We start from the raw sequence: 15,108 nt of genomic DNA on the forward strand, positions 1-15,108 counted from the left end.
TCAAAACCAGTGTAAAAATATGATCTATTTTTACTGCTCATGGATACATACCTCTCAATAGTAGAAACAGGTACAAACTAACGAAAAGAGATTATGTGATTTTCCCGTGATTTTATCGAGTGGTTTTTTGTTATAAACGTGTTTCTTCTATATATATGTTAATTCTTTGGAACCCGTCCCGTCAACCGGAGCACCTCCAGCTTACGTTGAAGATCCAATTGCCACTCATGATCATTCGTACTGCTCGCCAGTCTGGATTGATTATCGATCATCAGACAGTCCCAACAATACCTAGCGTTCTCCCGTAAGCAGTGCTGCAGCTCCTTAGCTTCTTCGAGTGTGAGAGGTCCATTCAGATTAATATGAAAGATCTCTGCCAATCGCAAATGTACTGATAACATATGAATCACTCCCTGTATTAGCTTCCTGATACAATATATGCATGATGTATCAGGATGTTGATACACGTATGAGCTAGTTGATACATTTATTTTGCTACTGTATACTTTTGGAAAGGGAGGCGTGTCCATGATTAAGAATCACGTTCGGAGTATCATGGATTTGCAAGGAAAGTCTATACGAGGAGTTGCCAGAGAAACGGGGCTTGCTATTAATACGGTGTCTGGGTTATATCACAATATATCTAAGCGTGTGGATATGGAAACGTTAGATAAGCTCTGTAGGTATTTAAATGTGGGTACTGGAGATTTGATAGAATACATAGAAGACGAAGAAACCCCATCAGCATAATCGCTGATGGGGTTTTAATTATGTAGTGACCCGAATTACATTGTCGATCTTAATCCAATTATAATCATTTTCCATTTTGAACTTGATCTGTCGCAGTTGTCGATCAACAGCTAACACAACACCTCTTACATTAATATCCTGCCCTGGCTCAAACAGAGTTATTGTGATCTGCTCATTGTATCTCTTGGAATAAGTAAACAAATGATAATCAGTTCCCACTCTTGCGCATCGAGTATTGGCTTACTGCGCAGGCTCTGTGCTCTTTCATCACTGATGATGCGTATTTTGTGCTCGGGTAGCATCATTCTGCTACAGTCCCAAATGCTTTCTAGTTTTTTCACCATGATGACTACCCTCCTAATAATCTGTCCAATAATCTATATTGCCTCCATCTATTCCCCATGATATTACTGCTGGCTGATCCTTAATTCGTTCCCATCCTTCCAATACTAAGGCGGTTTCTGGCTGCTTTCCACTTTGCCACTGAATGTATGACCCATCGGCTAACTCTTGAAGACCAGCCCTTATTTTGTTTGAAGTCCGACCGCTCTTATTTTCTAGTTGTTCCATTGTTGGCATATAGCCGTGGTGCACTGACGAATGCCGCATGATCATCAGCAGTTTGCGCGCTGTGTCGCTAAGCATAACGCTGTTCCTTCACAGGTTGCCAAGCAAGGATGTTGGAGACTAAAAAGACTCTGGGGGCACGTGTTGAAAGACAAGTGGCTCGAATCCGACCATCACGGATTCCAAGAACCTCGATTTTACGCTGAGTGATCTTACCAGATTTATCTTCATATACGATTTCTACCGTCTGGCCGATGCTTATTTTCATGTGATCGCCTCCAAAAATAAGAACGTTTGTTTGTATTATAACCAAACATGCGTTCGTTAATCAATGGGAAATAATGTATATATCGTTTCTAATCAAATATTAATTTATAATGATAAAAAATACCGGGGTGTGGTTATGGACAAAAAACTAAAGCAAAGTTTGAAGGTTGCGGCTGTTAGAGAGGAAATGATTGTAGTATGGCTCATGAATGGGGAAAAGATAAAGGGAACTGTTGAGGTGTCAGTAGATCCAGAGAGAATAAAGATTAATTCAATTGACGGACCAGTGTGGGTTCCTTTAATTGAGGTGGAGAGTATTTCACGAGTCATCAGATTACGGATTGAAGGAGAAACGAAAGAATGATTCATGTATTCGGAAACAAAAAGAACATTGCCTGTATGGCAATGTTCTGAAATCAAATTATGGAAATCATTCTAAACCCCAAGGGGCTTTTTTTTTTCATTTACTTCAAAAGTAAATCGGCGTTTGATTGCATCATTTATGGCCTTAGATGAATCCACAAAAATAATGTTTCTTTTGATTTGTTCAAAATTGTAGACATCAAGAAGATCAATTAATGCTGAGTTCAGAAACGATGACGAAACGCTATCAACTCCATCAAATGAAAGTGCAACTTTGTTGTTTTTCTGAATTTCGTCGGTGATCAGATGTCTGATTTTGTCTCCGTCAGCATTCGTGTAGCAATGAGCTACATGATCAAGAACTTTAATTAGTCCCATGCGAAATCCTCCCTGTCATTCAAGATATTCTCAATTGTATCTGTTCGCAAGTTAATTTCGATGAGTGTTCCCGGATAAAACACTCGCTTTAATCGGCTACTCATCTGAATACCTTCGTTTTTGTATTTACACTCTAATATACCATAGTTAGAGTGTATGTAAACACTGCCCATGTTATTCAGTACAACATTATGTATTAATGTATCTAACCCGGCCCCTCTATTTCTCGGTGTACTTTTTGTTGAAATTCCTTGTTTCACTGCTTCTTTTATTGCTTGTGCGTCATTCAATGATGGATGAAGTTTTTGTAAGTTGTATGGTATTCCTACACCAAAATCAGAAATTGCAATGCATATTTTATTTTCTTTGGGGTAATGCTGAATAAAAGCACAGCCAATGTGCTCCGTAGAATGATCATTAATGTTGTTGAAAATTTCTTGAAAACACATTTTATAATCAGCAAGGGATTCAGTGGTAATGCCCAATTTCCCGGACATCCAGAATATCACTTTCTGAAACCATTGGTAACTCTCATTTATCGTCACCAAAGTTAGGGGAATCGTTGTTGGACGCGGTTCAGCGTTGGGTCTTATTTTTTCATTCAAGTATCTTTCGAAATAAAGGGAGTCATCCAAATAACACATTGAGTTAATTTTTTCAAAATAGTTTATTTTGGGATATGTATATTCCAGATCTATTCCTTTGTCGATCAACCACTCGGTTATATTACTAAGAACGGTCACACCAACAGGTTCAATAAACTTCAAGGTATTGAACATAAACTCAAATGAATCAGCCTTCGGTTGTCTGTCATCATCGATAATTTCGTTAATGAAATTGTACATCGTAGCTCTGTTCATCTTTTCAGGTAGGTATACTTTCAACAATTGACCCTCTTTTCTTTTGATAGAGTTAACTATACAACATATTTGTAATATTATTCAAATAAAAAATGCCCACCAGCCGAAGCCAGTGGGCATATGAATTATTGCTTGGTTAACACCGTCGCTTTGTACTTCAGGTAAGCATCCTCAACTGCTGCGCGGATTTCCTCAGTGGATACCTTTATCCCTTTGGCTGCCAAATGATCTGAGGAATAAAGGAGCGCCTGCTGCAGCTTCTCTTCTCCACCCAGATCCTTGTAAACGGTCTGAGCAAAGGCAAAACCCTCTGAGGCAATTTTATGCAACAGTTCCCGCTGAGATACAGATAGCTTTGCGTCAAACCATGAATTTGCCTTCTGTTGTAGCAACGCTACTGCTCGCAAAATTACAGTAGCCACTACACCAACAATAGCCAATGCAACGGCAGTAATATACGGTTGAGCTTGGTCAATAATTGGTTGCATTTAAATCTCTCCTATTCTTTCGGCATACCAGCAGCTGCCCGCAGGTGATTCGCCGTATTATTGTAGAACGACATCGCTGTCTTATCTCCTTTAACCTTTGCTGCCATCCAGCCCGGTGACAACCAACGAAACACAAGTTCCTGGACGTTGCTCTTCGGCAGCTGCGTGAATGGCGCTGCTGATCCTGGTTGCAATGGGATGCGAGCAGCCAGACGCAGGTTATTAGCGAGATTGTGTAGATGCAAAGTGCCTACTGAGTCTCCATCCTTCCGAGCCACAAACCATGCTGGGGATACGTAATCATCGATGAGAGCCTGGGCTACATTGGACGGTAACTGCACTGCGGTAGGTGCCACAATCATAGCCGGTTCTTCCTGCATTTCTCTTACCACATCATAGAGCAGATCCTTGAGTGTCTTTCCGATAGTCTTCAGAGCTTGGTCAACGTCACTCTTGCGGGTTGGGTCCAACTGTTTATGGCTTGGGATATGAGTCAGCGGGTTAAGCTTCCACATATCACAGCAATAGGCCAGATACCAGACGAAACGCTTATACGCATCAAGGGTATTGATCTTGCCTCCATAGCACAACTCCACTCCTAGAGCGATGTCATTAGCATCATCCCCGTAAAGCTTATTATCAGTGGTTAGGTTATATAGGACATGCCATGCACGCTCAGCTGGATCGGATCCAGTCCCCGTTGGGATAATCTCCAAAATCTTCTTATCGTCGATGAATACCTGTGCGGAGGCTGAACGGTTAATAAGAGTCTGGAAATAATTGAAGTGATTATCCGCTGTGGCTCCGGGATTCCCGGTATCATGGGCAACTAAAAAGCCCGGTGTCCCCGATACAAGCCGGGTGCCGGGCCGAACGTTCTGTCGCTTGTTGATGTAACGTCGCTCAATTGAATATTTATTTTTGATCATATTCTTCATCGTCTCCCTTTTTATAAATCTTCCGCAACTGCACAAACTGATCGTAGCGTCCAGAGTGTGTCAACCATGCCAAAGAGATCAGTCCACCAGTTGTCCCAATCTGTGCAATAGTCCAGCCTTGCAGTAGCCACTCAGATAATTCAGGACTGGAGAATCCAAACACAACAGATGCCCGAATTAACAAGGTGATCATCATTTTAAAGGTGTAAGCACCCAAGAAAAAAAGCATCGTCAGCATGAAGACACTGACGACGCCTTTTTGAAACCTATCGTAAAAATATGATCTGTGCTTGAACAAGATGTAAATCGCCGACCCAATGGCAATGACATAAAGCAGCAGCAATAAAACATCAATGAATCCCATGGTGATCCCCCTTATCGTAAACCAGGTATCGAGCAAATCGATTTCGTTCGATCTCTTCCTGTATTTCTTTTGACGACTCTTTATAACGAAGAATCGTCAGTGCCACCCGGCGAGATGCGGTTTCCATCTCTTTCTCTTTCTTTTTATGCCAGGAGAATCGTTTGATTAATTTACTCAACACGTTATCCTCCCCTATCCTGGTCATTACCGCTGGCAGCAGCATGATCTATTTTCAGTCTTTGTAGCACCTCTAGTGTCGGAGCCATAAAGTCGGCTCGTTCTTTATCCAGAATTGCCTGTAATCGGTCGCGGTCCTCTTCAGCGCGATCTAACAGTTCTCGCGGGACTAGATCGCCTTTCATTACTGCCCTCCACTGTAAGATCACAAAAAACAGCAGTACAAGCGCAACCAGATAAGCAAGGCCGTATTTGTCTGCTAGCGGTAACAGCTTTTCTAAGTTCGATACATCGTTACTATTCATTCCCCCGCTCCCTTCTCTCTCTGTTTAGGATACCAATCAACCTCGAATCAGTTCCGAGGGCATAAAAAAACACGCTCCATGTCGGGCGTGTCTTCTACATTACAGCTTCTTCTGTTTTATCCTCAGTCTCTTGTGGCGGTGGTTCTTTGAGCCTTTGGAGATCTGCCAGCGCTTCGCAGACCTTTATATCAATAGCCTCAAGGATCTCTTGGTGTCGGCTAGGATGGTGATTTAAAACGATGGAAATAATATCTACCACTTCCTGCACTGGCTGAGTGAGATCGATGGATACGCCGATATTTGTTATTTTCACAAGGATCATCTCCTTTCTAGGGAATAAATAAAGAGCCCTCTTCTGAGGACTCACTGTTCTTGGTTTCTTATTGTTGTCCAGCCAAACATAGGAGTGAATGTTTCAGTTTTCCCAGTGATCACATTCAATCTGACCGGGACCCTACCGCCGTTGTTGTCATATTCAAACTCTAAGTATCGGTAGGGAGTTGGATAAATTAAGACACTGAAGGCGAAAAGTAGCAGCAGAACTGCAGCTACCCAAACAATAGGTTTCTTCACAAAAGCCCTCCATTAATTAAAGATCAATGTCGAAAATTATGGTCAATCCACCTGCATCTTCATAGGCCTTCAGCACTTTCTGCATTGCTTGTTTCTGTTGTTTAGTAAGTGTCATATCATAGTGACGGCTTTCCCCTGAAGATCTAATAATGACCTTCTCAGCATTTGCGATTTTCCGAACCATATCGATGGTATCTTTATCAATGTACGTTTCGTAATACTCCCAAACCCCATTGCTGTTGTTGTCTCTTACGACTTCTGAGTATTCAGGAGTGATCTCGAAAATCTCGCCATCAGCATTAATGGTGTACTTATCAATGAAAACCCAATCATCCCCAGCATATTGGATTTTAAAGCGCGGATTCGAGATAACGCCATCCTTGGATTTCGAGAAATATACATACACATCGTTCTCATCTACGAACTCGGAAGTCGACTGAGCGTAGAAGAATGAGATCTCACGTACTTCATCCTTGCGCTCTCTCAGACCGGACAACGCTTGTTTAATCTCTTCTGGAGACTTGGTTGGCTCAACTTCATCTGGAGACGGCGAAGATGATACATCCCCCAATTCACTGCTAGTCTCCTTATACAATTCAGTTGTCCAGGTTAAGACTTCCTTGGTCTTTGGATCTTCTGGATAATGACTGTTCAAAGTATCCCCAGCAGTTAGAAGACTTTTGTAATCTCCAGACTCATAATATTTCTTGGCCTCATTATATAAGTTGTCCAGGCTTGGAGACGCCGTTACAACAGGCGAAGGAGACGGGCTTGGCTCAGCAAGTTCATTATTAGATGAGCACCCTGACAATAGAATAACGACTAGCAGCAGACAATTTATTTTTCTATTCATTTCTATTTCTGCAACTCAGCAATCTGAGCAAGTTGCTTTTGAAGATCAGCGAGTTCAGTCTTACGTTTTTCGACCAGTATTTTATAGTCATCGGCCATTTGTTGATTTTGTTTCCCTAGTGTCCCGTTGTTCTTCAGTTCCTTCGCAAGAGCTTCCAATGGAGGAATCACATTTGTTTCTAGATCTGCGATGTTTGCCTTCTTTTTTGCTATTTCCGCCTCAATACTCGCCTTTTTCGTATCTAAGTCTACTGCTTCCGCCCTTGTTGACTCACCAATCGATGGTGTTGTTTCCGTAGTACTTTCCATGATTATTTTTTTCCCTTCCACCTTCAGTCCTGTTCCAGTCGCCTCTGAAATGGCACGAACTGGCGCATATGCAGAACCGTTGATAATGACCGCATCACCAATCTTCGTTCCATCCACCTTCTGAACTGTAAATAATCCTTGCACCTTAGCACCAATTAACGGTGAGCTTGCAGCTGCAAAACCGACTGAGCCACCAAGCATAAGTGCAGCGGTCGTGATGATTATAATCTTCTTATTCAATATCTGACCTCCCATTTTTGTAATATACCAAGTATATCCAAGAGGTCAACGACATGGTAGGATATTTTTAAGAAACTGAGAATGAACCTCCCCAGTTAACTGCACCAGCAATTCCGTGATTATGAGATCCAAGATTAACGGTGAGAGAATGCGATATGCTGGTTTTTCAGTTCAACGCATTCCACAATGCAACGATAGAACTATTAATAGAATCGAGTACATTTTGTAAAGTCAAACTATCTGAATTAGAGTAAAGCGCTCCCCATGATGGAATCCTAATGTATCCGCTTGACGGATTCAATCGAACATTTGATCCAGAGATAGTTGCATCACCAAATCCTTGAAAGATAAATCCGGATGTAGGCGAATTGAAAATTGCTGACTCATTTCCATTTGCTAGGAACCTGATTTTACTTACACCGCCATCATAAGCCGGAATCAATATTCCACTGTTCGGATCAGAGTAAACTCCAAATGCTATAGATGAAGGATCGATCTCCACTCGCGGATAAATACCAGGTGCAGCTGTCCGGATCTTCGCCCCCGTTATGGTCCCAGCGTAAAAGTCTGTCTCATATACCGAAGAAGCCTCGATCAAGCCAGTCAGTGTTATCGACCTCGCCACTACATCACCGTTCATGTAAACACGGAATGGTGCTGAATGAAAATCCGAACGCCCCGCAGCTATCCCGTTAAGATTGATCTGAGTAACGTTCTCTCCCTCACCGATCTTCATCTCTACAAAGTTACCAAGAATCCCAACAACAGCCGGAGCTGAAACTCCATTTGCGGTTATTGCCGTCATAGCCGTAGCGCCGCCGTCTCGAGTAACAATGATTCCGTTTGATGTCATAATGACTTGATCGAGAGCATTAACAGTAGACTGAAGTACTATCCCTCTACCGTCATACTTAATCTCTGTCTTAGATGCGTTGATGTCGATAACAGCCTGTTTCGCAAATTCCTCGAAAGCCGAAGCACGAACCCGACCTCCGGATAACAGATCATTTAGAATCTGTTTGCTCCGCTCGAGATCTGCCAACACCTGCGTATCATCCCGCATCTGATAATTGGAGAGAGTAGCCTGGCTATGTTTATCCATGGAGAAAGGATATTCTGTAAGTTCCACCACCCGGCAGCTCACTCTCTGTAACTCTATATCAGGGTCATAAGCATAAACCGTATCTCCTAATCTCGGTTGTTGCTCATCTGGATCAATCTTATAGATATCTGCCGCACTAACACCGATCTCAAACTCTGGCATCTCCTTCTTTCGTAGAACCTCCCGAGTGGCTATTAGCAACTCTTCTGGATCTTCAATGTTTTGATCGATCATTTCTCCGTCATAAAAGATGTTGACGTTATTGGTCCAGTATTGAGCATAAGGTGAGATCAGGTAATTGACAGCCAGTTTGTTGTCTACGATTGCATCAGGAACGGACTGCAGAAGACTGCGCTCTTCGGTGGTCAGGAAGTCAGCAGATATACCAATGAATGTCCGACCGTCCTTCATCTGCGAGAACATCCGAGTTGTCAGATTCGAATTATCATCCTTGAAACTATCACTGATGATATTCTTACGGATCCGGTACTCAAAGCCATCATCGCTGCCAATACGCTTGTATAGGTGAATCACAGTATTATCCGGTTCAATCTCACAACCATAAAGATTGACAGCCTCCTGCAATGCTGCCAGTGCCGTGGTCGCTCCCCAGTCTTTTACGTCTCGGAGATCGAAAGTATTGTGCAGAACAAAGGTGTACACATAACCAGTTGCGGCGCTAATCTTATCTAACAACTCACTAATATGAACACCATACGCCTCATCGATATATTGATCATACGGAATCTTGAAGTCGATCATCTTAAACATGATATGTGTGCAGAGAACTTGAGCGCTGATTATCTTGTTGTTACGATCCCGGGCGCGTGATTGAACGACATAAAATTGGCCACGCTCGTCTTGAACGTGGCCTTTAGGTATGATCTTTTCTTTGTAGTCATCGCTCGTCATCGGAACAGTGAAGGAGATTTCATAATCGCTATTAAGTCGACGTCGGCGTTGAACGTCGGTGCACTGGACTAGTAAGCCAGTTGGGGAACGGTTACGGTCAAAGGATTTAAGGTGCTTTTGCATGTTGTAGGCTCCTTTCATAAATAAAAAACTGCGCTCAATTCTGCGCAGTCGTTTCTGATTTATCATGGCTTGGAGAGTCATCTTCTGGCTGGATTATTGATACTAATACAGCCATCAAAGGTGGAATCAAAGAAGATAATATTAAAGAGAGTTTATATCCAGCGTCACCCAAAGGAAATAACTTATAAATAAACATGAAAAACATCACTAAATAAACAAAGAAATACTTAATTGCCTCAATTGGTATACCAAAAATTAGCCATAGAATCTTTTTAAATAACCCATCTGGAAATCCATTCGAATAATCTGCCCAGGTACTTTTCATTCCAGCCCATATAGTTCTTCCCGTTATAGATAATCCGTTTTGAATCCCCTCAGTCATCGTTAAACCACTATCAACTTTGGTGAACATGTGTGGAAATTCCTGAACAAAATCTGTATCTAATACCTTTACTTCTAACTTAGTTCCTTCTGGCACATAGACTTTGGTCATTCCACCATACACAACTAATCCAAGGAATATGAAGCTCAATATCCCAGCTATAACTTTTCTTTGAGCATGCCACATTGTTTGATCTCCCCCAATAATCATATGGAACAATAATACGATATATGGGATATAATTCCTATAGGGAAATTGAAAACTTTAATGGAACAAAAAAGAGCCTTCGGAATGATCCGGCAGCTCTTTTTTCATGTCCATTTTCGGTTGTTCAGTAGTGAACAGTATGATCCTACTGCACTTTATACTTTTGTATTTGTACCGAATCTATTGTAAAACTACCACCTCTAAATACTGCTGGAACAATCATCAAAAAATTAACGTCATCATCAATGTAGATCTTCTGAGATTTCTCAAAACGGTTAATTGGAAACTTATAGACGGTGTTTTCTGATATTTCCTTTGTGTTTTTACCAGTCCAGTAAATAGTCATATAATCGTGGATATAACCGCCTTGAATGTTTAAATCAACCTCTGTCACAATTCTGTCATCATTCAATAATTCGTCATGAACTTTGATGATGGACGGCGCTTGAGGGATGTTTTTAAAAGTATCCTTCGTCAAAGAAACGCTATTTTCGACTAGCACTTCTTCCGCACCATAAAATTTGCTTGATACCGGTTCAGAAGACTTCACTGATTCGACCGATGTTCCAAGATATCTGCCTAAGCGATACTCTGACATTTCCGTATTGATATTATAAGCAAAGAAATAAACGCTGTAGAATAATATGATCGCAAACGCAGAAGCAATTACCATAAATCCATAACGGAAACAACGTTCAAGTAAACCTTGCCACTTAAATAAAAATTCATTTGAGGTTAAGACTTCTCTTTTCTTAAAAAGATCGACAACCCTTTCCAATAAAACCCCTACAAGTATTATCACAAATGGTATTGATGGATAGACATATCTGGGTAGCCCATGAAACGGCATGTTCATCAATGTAAATGCTATAGGAAAGCATGATAAAAATAGAACTTCTTTTCGACATTTTTTCAACAGAAAAGGAATGGCGATAACACAAGGAACAATTATTAACTGTTGCAATGCTATAAGCGGCCTAAAATACTTGAACGGATGCACTAGGCGCTCGTCCCAAAGATCACCCCACATGTATTGAAAGAATCCAAAAATTCTCCATTTGTAGTAAACTGCAGGGTTTGGCGTTAGGTTACTTTTCAAAACATTCTCTAAAGACTGATTATTAGTAGCTGTCATATCAATAAAGTATGGCACTGCTCCCCAAACCTTAGGACTGTACCCTGCGTCCGAAAACAAAATAAATTTGTCAAACGTTATCCAGTTACGAATCCACCACGGGAGCATAAATAATATAATGATCCCAATAAATACAACTATATTTCGTATAATACTTTTCTTGTCCCTCCTGCCATATACCAATAAAAATAATATTGCAAGGGCTGCAAACGGTAAGGCCAAAGCCCTGATGTGAGTAGCACAAGTCAAAATGGCTGCGGATAACCCAAGTAAATAGATATTATTATTCTGAAGGCTCTTTAAGAAAAAATAAGTAAATGCCAAAAGCAAAGTCATAAACAATTGCTCTGTGAGCATGCGATCAATATTGTATATTAACCCTGGATAAATCGCTGCCAAAGCAAGTGATATTAGCACATATGGCTTCTTCATTCTTAACAATTCTAGAATTTTGAACATTAAGATCAATGAAACGACACTCAAAACTAATTGTGATAATAATACCGCTTTAGTCGAGTGACCAAAAAGAAAATATATTATTGCAATATAAACCGGGTATCCAGGGGATAATGCCGTGGTGGGTACTATCTCCTGGATACCACTAAACATAGTTCCCTCTCTATCAAACGCCAAAACCCCATGTTTCAGGAGGTTTTCAGCCCCATAGTGATATACGTATTCATCGCTCCCAGGCACTAAATCCCTATCCAAATCAACTACACCAAGACGTAAGACCAACGAAATTGCCAGTATGAAGAGTATGCCAATTCGATAAATGTTAGGGAGTCTAATTACATTTTTAAATCGCATGCTCCGACTCAAGAATGGATTTAACAGGCCAAGTAATGTATGCTTTTCTTTTGTTGCTATGTGAGTAACTAATAAAGCATTAAAACAGAGCAACGCCATTCCTAATATGGGTGTTAAAAAAATAATGTCCACATTAAAAATCACATAAAAGTAACTGATAATTCCAAAAACCAACAGTAGCCAACTCACTTCTACAACCCCTTTACTGTGTATGAAAATATCATACATTCAGTCAAAGGTAAAAACAACAATTTTTATTGACCAGTCAATGCTCTCAACGCAAGCCAGTCAATCCCAAGTTCATTGCCATTTCCTGATGTTAATCGTTGATATCCGAATGTCACATACTTGCTCCCGGCATTTCCCGCCTGAACTGGTGCGGACTCATATACCACTTTACCCATGTCCGTTGTTTTCCATCCAGTTGTAGTTGGTACGCCTGTCGTGTATGTTTGTCCATTGAAAAGGAATTTACCGTTCTTAGGGTAGTATATTCCTAATAACTCTTTGCCAGAGGATACATATTCACCGGTAACGTCATTCCCCAAAGAAACAGATGCGATCTTCACATTGGGATCAGCTAAGGTAATCTCGCTAAATCCCCTTGCGGAAATGCGCGAAGATACGGCGTTTAACATCGTTGCATAATTTCCGTTTTGGCCTGTTCCGTTTCCTACCGATACGAACCCATCAATAACTACAGTTGAATTATCTGTATCTATAGCTGTATCAATGCAACTTTCTGCAGCACAACCAATCATTACTACATTTTCCGCGTTAGAAAATTTGTAACCTATCGGAGCATAATCCGTAGCACAACTAATGAAAGTCGTGTAATAAGCACCATTGATGTAGTAAGCTCTCGCGGATTGACTGGCGGTATAACAATGATCAAATAATAGTGTAGTGATTGTGCCACCTGCACAATACCACCCAAACGTTCCGTGACCTGCGTAACAATCCCTAAACGATACCAGCCAAGTATGGGATACAAAAAAGTTGTTTTTAAATTTATTCGATATCACTTTTTCACATGACACAAAACTGTTCATTTCATTGTTCGCGCCACCGTTACCACCATCTATAGATATCCCATCACGTAGTTCAACGCCATTGTTAAGAACGTATAAACCCTCAAGATGTACGCATTCAGTTTTGTGTATCTTAATAGCAGGTCGTGTGATAGGTTTCCCATCCATGTAAAATGATAATATGGTTGTGCCATCTCGCATAGACCAACCATCCCCGATTATCGTGATTGAGTTAGTGATGTCTAGCATATCCGATAATCGATAATTACCAGCTGGCACATATAGCTTTCCGCCTCGTGTTCCCAAGCTATTAATAGCGGTCTGGAAGGAAACTGTATCATCCACAGATCCATTACCCACTGCGCCAAATTCTTTTACATTGCGGATGAATCCAACTTTTGTGTTCGTTGCATTGAGGCTAGTTTGATTCGCTTTTTCCGCCAGCTGCGAAGCAGTTGCAAGTCCAACGTTGCCTCCTGCGTGTCCCACGTATACCTCACCCGTATCTGTGGTAATCGCCGGCTCCCCCACGGAAAGTGTCGGTAAAGCGGATTTTAACCCGCGTCTGAACTGTATTTTATTTGCCATAATGCACCTCCTAAAATGTGCCGCCGTCAATGGTGTCGGATGCGGTTAGATATCCCTGAGCTTTAACAAATGCAGTTGAAGCCGCCTTAGTACTGTTATCCGAAGTGGCTTGAGTGGTCACTACTGGATTAGTGAACGAAGGGTTAGTAAACATTGTTGCTTTACTCTCATTAGTCACATTACCCAAGCCTACATCCGACGCAGACAGTGTAACAACTCCGGTCTTACCAGCCACACTGGACACTGCCGCAGTAGGTGCAAGGATTTCCTGCCAATTAGCAAGCGTAGAAGCACCAGATAACCGGAGAATAAACGTTTTATTTAGATCTGTCCGAACTGCAATATCTCCAACCTCAGCCGTCAAAGCTAGCATAGCAGCTTGTGAAGCGACGACAAAAGTATCCGATATCGCTAGTGCGGGCAAGATGCTATCGTCCAACTTACCATTGGCTCCGATCAGTGGAACGTTTCCAGCTGCTGTACCCGTATTTTTACTAGCTGCTGTGCCTGCATCACTGATCTTAGATAATGTCAGCATCGGGATATCAGCAGCTGTTATTTGTGTGGCGCTAATAACCTGTCCCTTTGCGTTAATCGTTAATTTGGTGTAAGTGCCTGCCGTAGCAAGATTGGGGAGAACCACAGTAATAGTAGCGTTGGCTGATCCATCAAATGGTGTGGATCCGGTAGCATCTCCTGCCAGCGCAATGGTACGAGCCGTTTTTAGCTTAACAGCTGTTTCTGCGGCCGCTTGGTCAGGATTCACCATGACCTTATCTCCGCTGCCTGTACCTACGTAAACCTTACCTGTATCCGTTGCGAGTGCCAATTCCCCCGCTTCCAGTGTCAACGCTGGTACATTTGCAGCGAGTCCACGTTTTATTTTAATTACTGGCATCAACATGCCCTCCTTTAGTATGTTCCACCATCAATAACTGGTCCTGTTGGATCATCTCCGTCAAACGATCCTCCATTGATAGGCATGTAATTCAAGTAGTTTATTAAATTAGACATTTCACCATCGAGTCGAGCCTTCAATGTTGGGTAAGTTACCCCGCTTGAAGCGCTCACTCTAGCATCCCTCGCTTCCGGTCCGCTATCACCTGCATTAATAATAAGATTATTTATACGAGAGTTCTGAGAATCTATAGCCTGTTTGATATTGCTGGCTCCAGTAACTGCACCTTCATAGGTCACATGCTCTGCTGAGTGAGCTTGCGTAGATTCTTTGTGTTCTGTGATATCGCTTTGTGCTCCAGTGATCCTTCCTTCATGATTGTTTAAATCCGCCTGGATATCAGCGTAATTGTCATTGTGTCGCTGTAGGTTCACAAGGTCGAGGAGCTTGGTAATGGTTCGTCGATTAAAAATCATATCCGTATGCTCC

At 41.7% G+C, this 15,108-nt stretch carries 23 protein-coding genes; 2 read left to right on the forward strand and 21 right to left on the reverse strand.

Going from position 1 to position 15,108, the window contains the following annotated elements; genetic code table 11:
- Positions 1–158: 158 nt before the first annotated feature.
- Complete coding sequence (locus tag MKZ09_RS18690; protein ID WP_076201077.1) at positions 159–401, reverse strand: DUF7667 family protein; 243 nt, start codon at positions 399–401, stop codon at positions 159–161.
- A 127-nt stretch (positions 402–528) separates the two neighbouring features.
- Here MKZ09_RS18690 and MKZ09_RS18695 point away from each other — a divergent pair, with 127 nt between their 5' ends.
- On the forward strand, positions 529–750 hold the full coding sequence (locus MKZ09_RS18695) for a helix-turn-helix domain-containing protein (protein WP_076201074.1): 222 nt from the start codon (positions 529–531) through the stop codon (positions 748–750).
- 18 nt (positions 751–768) lie between these two features.
- Here MKZ09_RS18695 and MKZ09_RS34500 read toward each other — a convergent pair whose 3' ends face one another.
- The 4 genes from MKZ09_RS34500 to MKZ09_RS18710 are packed head-to-tail and all read right to left on the reverse strand — an operon-like array spanning position 769 to position 1,585.
- On the reverse strand, positions 769–969 hold the full coding sequence (locus MKZ09_RS34500) for a YolD-like family protein (RefSeq protein WP_076201071.1): 201 nt from the start codon (positions 967–969) through the stop codon (positions 769–771).
- Positions 909–1,094 carry a YolD-like family protein gene (locus MKZ09_RS18700; protein WP_218643095.1) on the reverse strand — a complete coding sequence of 62 codons (186 nt, stop codon included), beginning with the start codon at positions 1,092–1,094 and terminating at the stop codon, positions 909–911. The genes MKZ09_RS34500 and MKZ09_RS18700 overlap by 61 nt, the downstream gene beginning before the upstream one ends.
- A 13-nt stretch (positions 1,095–1,107) precedes the next feature.
- Entirely contained in the window at positions 1,108–1,395 is a 288-nt protein-coding gene (locus MKZ09_RS18705) for a hypothetical protein (protein ID WP_076201068.1), read from the reverse strand.
- Positions 1,388–1,585, reverse strand: a complete 198-nt coding sequence (locus MKZ09_RS18710; RefSeq protein WP_076201065.1) for a hypothetical protein — start codon at positions 1,583–1,585, stop codon at positions 1,388–1,390. The genes MKZ09_RS18705 and MKZ09_RS18710 overlap by 8 nt, the downstream gene beginning before the upstream one ends.
- A gap of 135 nt (positions 1,586–1,720) precedes the next feature.
- Between MKZ09_RS18710 and MKZ09_RS18715 the strand changes: the two genes are divergently transcribed.
- Positions 1,721–1,948: a hypothetical protein gene (locus MKZ09_RS18715; protein ID WP_076201063.1), complete on the forward strand. Its 228-nt coding sequence runs from the start codon at positions 1,721–1,723 to the stop codon at positions 1,946–1,948.
- A 71-nt stretch (positions 1,949–2,019) separates the two neighbouring features.
- Here MKZ09_RS18715 and MKZ09_RS18720 read toward each other — a convergent pair whose 3' ends face one another.
- From MKZ09_RS18720 to MKZ09_RS18795, 16 genes are all read right to left on the reverse strand, one after another.
- Positions 2,020–2,325 (reverse strand): STAS-like domain-containing protein, encoded by a 306-nt coding sequence (locus tag MKZ09_RS18720; RefSeq protein WP_076201060.1) that lies wholly within the window; start codon positions 2,323–2,325, stop codon positions 2,020–2,022.
- A complete protein-coding gene (locus MKZ09_RS18725) occupies positions 2,316–3,209 on the reverse strand; it encodes a hypothetical protein (RefSeq protein WP_076201058.1) in 894 nt (297 codons plus the stop codon). The genes MKZ09_RS18720 and MKZ09_RS18725 overlap by 10 nt, the downstream gene beginning before the upstream one ends.
- 101 nt (positions 3,210–3,310) lie before the next feature.
- Positions 3,311–3,673, reverse strand: coding sequence for a phage holin, LLH family (locus tag MKZ09_RS18730; protein ID WP_076201055.1), 363 nt, complete (start codon positions 3,671–3,673; stop codon positions 3,311–3,313).
- A gap of 11 nt (positions 3,674–3,684) precedes the next feature.
- Positions 3,685–4,602, reverse strand: coding sequence for a peptidoglycan recognition protein family protein (locus tag MKZ09_RS18735; RefSeq protein WP_076201052.1), 918 nt, complete (start codon positions 4,600–4,602; stop codon positions 3,685–3,687).
- Positions 4,589–4,975, reverse strand: a complete 387-nt coding sequence (locus MKZ09_RS18740) for a hypothetical protein (RefSeq protein WP_076201049.1) — start codon at positions 4,973–4,975, stop codon at positions 4,589–4,591. The genes MKZ09_RS18735 and MKZ09_RS18740 overlap by 14 nt, the downstream gene beginning before the upstream one ends.
- Entirely contained in the window at positions 4,962–5,156 is a 195-nt protein-coding gene (locus MKZ09_RS18745; protein WP_076138980.1) for a hypothetical protein, read from the reverse strand. The genes MKZ09_RS18740 and MKZ09_RS18745 overlap by 14 nt, the downstream gene beginning before the upstream one ends.
- Before the next feature lies 1 nt (position 5,157).
- A complete protein-coding gene (locus MKZ09_RS18750) occupies positions 5,158–5,457 on the reverse strand; it encodes a hypothetical protein (RefSeq protein WP_076138979.1) in 300 nt (99 codons plus the stop codon).
- Between the two features lie 94 nt (positions 5,458–5,551).
- Positions 5,552–5,770 (reverse strand): hypothetical protein, encoded by a 219-nt coding sequence (locus MKZ09_RS18755; RefSeq protein WP_076201047.1) that lies wholly within the window; start codon positions 5,768–5,770, stop codon positions 5,552–5,554.
- 276 nt (positions 5,771–6,046) lie between these two features.
- The gene (locus tag MKZ09_RS18760) at positions 6,047–6,883 is read right to left on the reverse strand and encodes a hypothetical protein (RefSeq protein WP_076201041.1); all 837 of its coding nucleotides are present in this window, start codon (positions 6,881–6,883) and stop codon (positions 6,047–6,049) included.
- Between the two features lie 2 nt (positions 6,884–6,885).
- Positions 6,886–7,431, reverse strand: coding sequence for a hypothetical protein (locus tag MKZ09_RS18765; protein WP_076201038.1), 546 nt, complete (start codon positions 7,429–7,431; stop codon positions 6,886–6,888).
- Between the two features lie 166 nt (positions 7,432–7,597).
- Complete coding sequence (locus MKZ09_RS18770; RefSeq protein ID WP_076201035.1) at positions 7,598–9,568, reverse strand: prophage endopeptidase tail family protein; 1,971 nt, start codon at positions 9,566–9,568, stop codon at positions 7,598–7,600.
- Positions 9,569–9,602: 34 nt separating this feature from the next.
- The gene (locus MKZ09_RS18775; RefSeq protein ID WP_076201032.1) at positions 9,603–10,136 is read right to left on the reverse strand and encodes a hypothetical protein; all 534 of its coding nucleotides are present in this window, start codon (positions 10,134–10,136) and stop codon (positions 9,603–9,605) included.
- A 166-nt stretch (positions 10,137–10,302) separates the two neighbouring features.
- Positions 10,303–12,291 (reverse strand): ArnT family glycosyltransferase, encoded by a 1,989-nt coding sequence (locus tag MKZ09_RS18780; RefSeq protein WP_076201030.1) that lies wholly within the window; start codon positions 12,289–12,291, stop codon positions 10,303–10,305.
- A gap of 65 nt (positions 12,292–12,356) precedes the next feature.
- Positions 12,357–13,721 (reverse strand): glycosyl hydrolase family 28-related protein, encoded by a 1,365-nt coding sequence (locus MKZ09_RS18785; protein WP_076201027.1) that lies wholly within the window; start codon positions 13,719–13,721, stop codon positions 12,357–12,359.
- Between the two features lie 10 nt (positions 13,722–13,731).
- Complete coding sequence (locus tag MKZ09_RS18790; protein ID WP_076201024.1) at positions 13,732–14,619, reverse strand: hyaluronate lyase N-terminal domain-containing protein; 888 nt, start codon at positions 14,617–14,619, stop codon at positions 13,732–13,734.
- Positions 14,620–14,633: 14 nt separating this feature from the next.
- Complete coding sequence (locus MKZ09_RS18795) at positions 14,634–15,095, reverse strand: hypothetical protein (RefSeq protein ID WP_076201022.1); 462 nt, start codon at positions 15,093–15,095, stop codon at positions 14,634–14,636.
- Positions 15,096–15,108 lie beyond the last annotated feature (13 nt).

It is taken from the genome of Paenibacillus sp. FSL R5-0908 (assembly GCF_038006245.1).
Lineage (GTDB): Bacteria > Bacillota > Bacilli > Paenibacillales > Paenibacillaceae > Paenibacillus_AQ > Paenibacillus_AQ odorifer.

Bases quoted from the DNA above. Each gene is read 5' to 3' on its own strand.
- MKZ09_RS18690 (WP_076201077.1), bottom strand. From the start codon at position 401: ATGTTATCAGTACATTTGCGATTGGCAGAGATCTTTCATATTAATCTG.
- MKZ09_RS18695 (WP_076201074.1), top strand. From the start codon at position 529: ATGATTAAGAATCACGTTCGGAGTATCATGGATTTGCAAGGAAAGTCT.
- MKZ09_RS18700 (WP_218643095.1), bottom strand. From the start codon at position 1,094: ATGGTGAAAAAACTAGAAAGCATTTGGGACTGTAGCAGAATGATGCTA.
- MKZ09_RS18705 (WP_076201068.1), bottom strand. From the start codon at position 1,395: ATGCTTAGCGACACAGCGCGCAAACTGCTGATGATCATGCGGCATTCG.
- MKZ09_RS18710 (WP_076201065.1), bottom strand. From the start codon at position 1,585: ATGAAAATAAGCATCGGCCAGACGGTAGAAATCGTATATGAAGATAAA.
- MKZ09_RS18715 (WP_076201063.1), top strand. From the start codon at position 1,721: ATGGACAAAAAACTAAAGCAAAGTTTGAAGGTTGCGGCTGTTAGAGAG.
- MKZ09_RS18720 (WP_076201060.1), bottom strand. From the start codon at position 2,325: ATGGGACTAATTAAAGTTCTTGATCATGTAGCTCATTGCTACACGAAT.
- MKZ09_RS18730 (WP_076201055.1), bottom strand. From the start codon at position 3,673: ATGCAACCAATTATTGACCAAGCTCAACCGTATATTACTGCCGTTGCA.
- MKZ09_RS18735 (WP_076201052.1), bottom strand. From the start codon at position 4,602: ATGATCAAAAATAAATATTCAATTGAGCGACGTTACATCAACAAGCGA.
- MKZ09_RS18740 (WP_076201049.1), bottom strand. From the start codon at position 4,975: ATGGGATTCATTGATGTTTTATTGCTGCTGCTTTATGTCATTGCCATT.
- MKZ09_RS18750 (WP_076138979.1), bottom strand. From the start codon at position 5,457: ATGAATAGTAACGATGTATCGAACTTAGAAAAGCTGTTACCGCTAGCA.
- MKZ09_RS18760 (WP_076201041.1), bottom strand. From the start codon at position 6,883: ATGAATAGAAAAATAAATTGTCTGCTGCTAGTCGTTATTCTATTGTCA.
- MKZ09_RS18770 (WP_076201035.1), bottom strand. From the start codon at position 9,568: ATGCAAAAGCACCTTAAATCCTTTGACCGTAACCGTTCCCCAACTGGC.
- MKZ09_RS18775 (WP_076201032.1), bottom strand. From the start codon at position 10,136: ATGTGGCATGCTCAAAGAAAAGTTATAGCTGGGATATTGAGCTTCATA.
- MKZ09_RS18785 (WP_076201027.1), bottom strand. From the start codon at position 13,721: ATGGCAAATAAAATACAGTTCAGACGCGGGTTAAAATCCGCTTTACCG.
- MKZ09_RS18790 (WP_076201024.1), bottom strand. From the start codon at position 14,619: ATGCCAGTAATTAAAATAAAACGTGGACTCGCTGCAAATGTACCAGCG.
- MKZ09_RS18795 (WP_076201022.1), bottom strand. From the start codon at position 15,095: ATGATTTTTAATCGACGAACCATTACCAAGCTCCTCGACCTTGTGAAC.